Origin of the sequence: Lutibacter sp. (genome assembly GCF_040883305.1) — a bacterium.
Lineage (GTDB): Bacteria > Bacteroidota > Bacteroidia > Flavobacteriales > Flavobacteriaceae > Lutibacter.
Map to the genome: position 1 here is coordinate 1 of NZ_JBFLKT010000027.1, position 3,495 is coordinate 3,495.

The following is a 3,495-nucleotide window of genomic DNA, read 5'->3' on the forward strand; positions in this document are numbered from 1 at the left end:
TCATCAATTGGGTAACCGTTATTTCTTCTATGAATACTTTTTTTAGGAAATTCTTTTTTTATTTCTTGCTGTGTAGCTTTGTTATTTAATTCATTAAAAATAGTAGTGTAAATATTGTTTTCTAGTGAGTTTCCAGTTTTTTTCAGTAAGAATTCTTCAGCGCTTAATGCGTTAAAAATAGCTTCTGAACCATCACTTAAAATTGTTTTTAATTCGAGTACTTTATCTCTGGTAACACCATATTTTATAGAAGTTGTTCCTGAGGAATTGTTTCCAACCATACCTCCAATTGTACATCTGTTGCTTGTAGAAGTGTTTGGTCCAAAAAATAATCCGTATGGTTTTAGAAAATCATTTAATTGATCTCTAACTACCCCTGCTTGTACTGTAACTGTTTTTTTGTATTCGTTAAAAGCTACAATTTTAGTAAAATATTTTGAAATATCAACAACTAAGCCATCTCCAACACATTGGCCTGCTAAAGATGTTCCAGCAGCTCTAGGAATTAGTGTGATGTTGTTTTCTGTCGCAAAACTAATAAGTGTTTTTAAATCATCGGTGTTTTTTGGGTACGCAACACCAAGTGGAATTTTTCTATATACTGATGCATCTGTAGCATATATATTTTTATGTAAATTATCAAAAAAAACTTCTCCAGTTAATAAATTGGAGATTTTGTTTAGGTCTATTGTTTTGGAAGACATAAATAAATGAATTAAGCATTATAAATAATTCCGCTACTGTGATTCTTACTCGCTCCAGTAACACTTTTTAGGCAGTTGTCTTTATCTTCATTTTTTAAATAACCGAGTAAAGCAAATACTAATGCTTCTTTATAGTTAATAATGGCATCTGTAGGTATTACTAATTGTGTATTAGTATAGGATTTCAATTTTTCAATAAGAAAACCATTATATGCACCTCCTCCAGCAATAAGCATTTTTTTAGAAGGATTAGAATCCGTTTTTTTAGCTATTTGGATTGCTATATGTTCAACAAAGGTTCTTAATATATCATTTATCTCTAGGTTGTATTTATCAATTATTGGAAATATGGTTTCTATAATAAATTCGTAACCTAAAGATTTTGGTTTAGAATCGTTATAAAAAGGTAACCCATTTAATTCATTTAATAAATTTACTTCAATTCTGCCAGTTGAAGCAATTTCGCCATTGTTGTCATATTCTAGATTTAAAGAATTTACATAATGATTTAATACAATATTTACAGGACAAATGTCAAATGCAATTCGTTGTTTATTTTCTCTCATTGAAATATTTGAAAACCCACCTAAATTTAAGCAATAATCATATTGTGAAAATAATAATGAATCTCCAATTGGAACTAGTGGAGCACCTTGGCCACCAAGGGCAACATCTTGTGTGCGAAAATCACAAATTGTTTTAACACCAGTAATTGTATTAATATATGGGCCATTTCCAATTTGAAGTGTATAGTGTTCAGCAGGATTGTGGTAAATTGTATGTCCATGTGAAGCTATAAAGTCTAAATTTTCAATAGTATTATCTTCAATAAAAGTTTTTAAAGTATTGCCTAAATATATTCCATAATCTGTATCGAGTTTAGTAAGTACTTCACCAGATAAATGAAATCCATTTTTTAGTGCATTTTTCCAATCTGGATGATATGGAATTGTAACTGCTTTAAGAATTTCAAACTGAAAAGAAGTTTCAAAATGAAGTTTAATATAAGCAATATCTAGTCCATCTAAAGATGTGCCGCTCATTACACCAATACAGTATTTTGTGCTATTTTTCATTATATAAGATTTAACTTTTATATGCGTCTAATGCATTTTTTACACTTTTATGTTGTTCTAGTAATTTGGAAGCCAATTCTTGATTGATGTGTAATTCATCCATTAGCATTAATACACCACGATTTACTAATTTTGCATTAGATAATTGCATATGAACCATTTTATTGTCTTTAACCCTTCCAAGTTTAATCATTACAGAAGTTGTTAACATGTTTAAAACTAACTTTTGAGCAGTTCCAGATTTCATACGAGTACTTCCAGTAACAAATTCTGGTCCCACAACAATTTCCACAGGATAGTCAGCAACTTTAGCAACAGGACTGTTAGTATTGCAAACAATACAGCCGGTAATAATTCCATGTTCTTTTGCGGTTTTTAATCCACCAATAACATATGGTGTAGTTCCAGAAGCGGCAATTCCAACCAATACATCCTTATCGGATATATTATATTTTTGTAAATCTTCCCAAGCCAATGTAGTGTTGTCTTCGGCATTTTCAACAGCTTTTCTAAGTGCAAAATCGCCACCAGCAATTAAGCCGATTACCCAATTATCTGGAACACCAAATGTTGGTGGACATTCTGAAGCGTCTAAAACACCTAATCTTCCGCTTGTACCAGCTCCAATATAAAAAAGGCGACCACCATCTTTCATTTTAGTATAGATAGCATCAACTAATCTTTCAATTGAGGGAATGGTTTTTTCAATAGCATTTGGAACAGTTTTATCTTCTGCATTTATATTGGAGAGTAACTGTAAAGTACTCATTTTTTCAAGGTTATTGTAATTAGAAGGTTGTTCTGTTGTTGGTTTATTTTTCATTTTTAGTTGTTACAATAATTAAACTTAGTATTGTTAAAAGTGCATTTACCAATATGTTCATAAATCCTAAATCAAAAGAAAATTTTGTTATAAAAAGGTGATTTAAATAATATGTAATTAAAGGCATAATAACACATATAAATGGAACTGCAGCATCTTTTATTTTTATTTTTGTAAAAATACCGAATAGGTAAAGCCCTAATAATGGGCCATAAGTATAGCCAGCTACTTTAAAAATTGTTGAAATTACATCTCCTTTGCTTTCAGAGAATAGCATGATAATTATAAAAATTACGATTGAAAAACCTAATAAAACACTATTTTTTAATCGTTTTTGTTCTTTTGAACTTTTATGTTGAATGTCTAAAAAATCATGTGTAAAAGACGTGGTTAAAGCAGTTAACGACGAATCTACACTTGAAAATGATGCTGCAGTAATTCCTAAAATAAAACTAACGCTAGCTATAATTCCAAAGTGATTTAGAGATAACATTGGAAATAAATCATCAGTATTAATAAATTTACCATTTAAAGTATCTAATTGAATGCCAAATTTTTCAGCATATAAATATAACATTACTCCAAGGCCTAAAAACAAGAATTGAGCTATTGCTAAAAATATACTAAAAGTTAAAATATTTCTTTGGGCTTCTTTTTTATTTTTACAAGTAAGGGTTTTTTGCATCATATTTTGATCTAATCCAATCATTGCAATTGCAATTAAAAACCCTGAAATAAATTGTTTAAAGAAGTTAGATCCAGAATTAAAATCCCAATCAAAAACTTTAAAGTATTTATGATTAGTTACAGAAGTAATCGTTTCTGAAACATCTAAATTTAATGAAGTTTTTACAACGTATATTGAAACAATTGCAGCTGAAAGTAAAAAGAA

Annotated in this window: 3 protein-coding genes and 1 pseudogene; all 4 read right to left on the reverse strand. The window is 29.3% G+C overall.

The genetic code is table 11. The features are described from left to right. Nucleotides 1–704, reverse strand: a 704-nt coding sequence (locus AB1Z17_RS00720; RefSeq protein ID WP_368049875.1) for an FAD-binding oxidoreductase, incomplete at its 3' end; no start/stop codon positions are given. Between the two features lie 11 nt (nt 705–715). Continuing rightward, complete coding sequence (locus AB1Z17_RS00725) at nt 716–1,780, reverse strand: anhydro-N-acetylmuramic acid kinase (RefSeq protein WP_368049876.1); 1,065 nt, start codon at nt 1,778–1,780, stop codon at nt 716–718. 10 nt (nt 1,781–1,790) lie between these two features. Further along, the gene (gene murQ, locus AB1Z17_RS00730; RefSeq protein WP_368049877.1) at nt 1,791–2,603 is read right to left on the reverse strand and encodes an N-acetylmuramic acid 6-phosphate etherase; all 813 of its coding nucleotides are present in this window, start codon (nt 2,601–2,603) and stop codon (nt 1,791–1,793) included. Beyond that, nucleotides 2,593–3,495, reverse strand: a pseudogene (locus tag AB1Z17_RS00735) (sodium:solute symporter); the annotation flags it as partial. The gene murQ and the pseudogene AB1Z17_RS00735, both read right to left, overlap by 11 nt.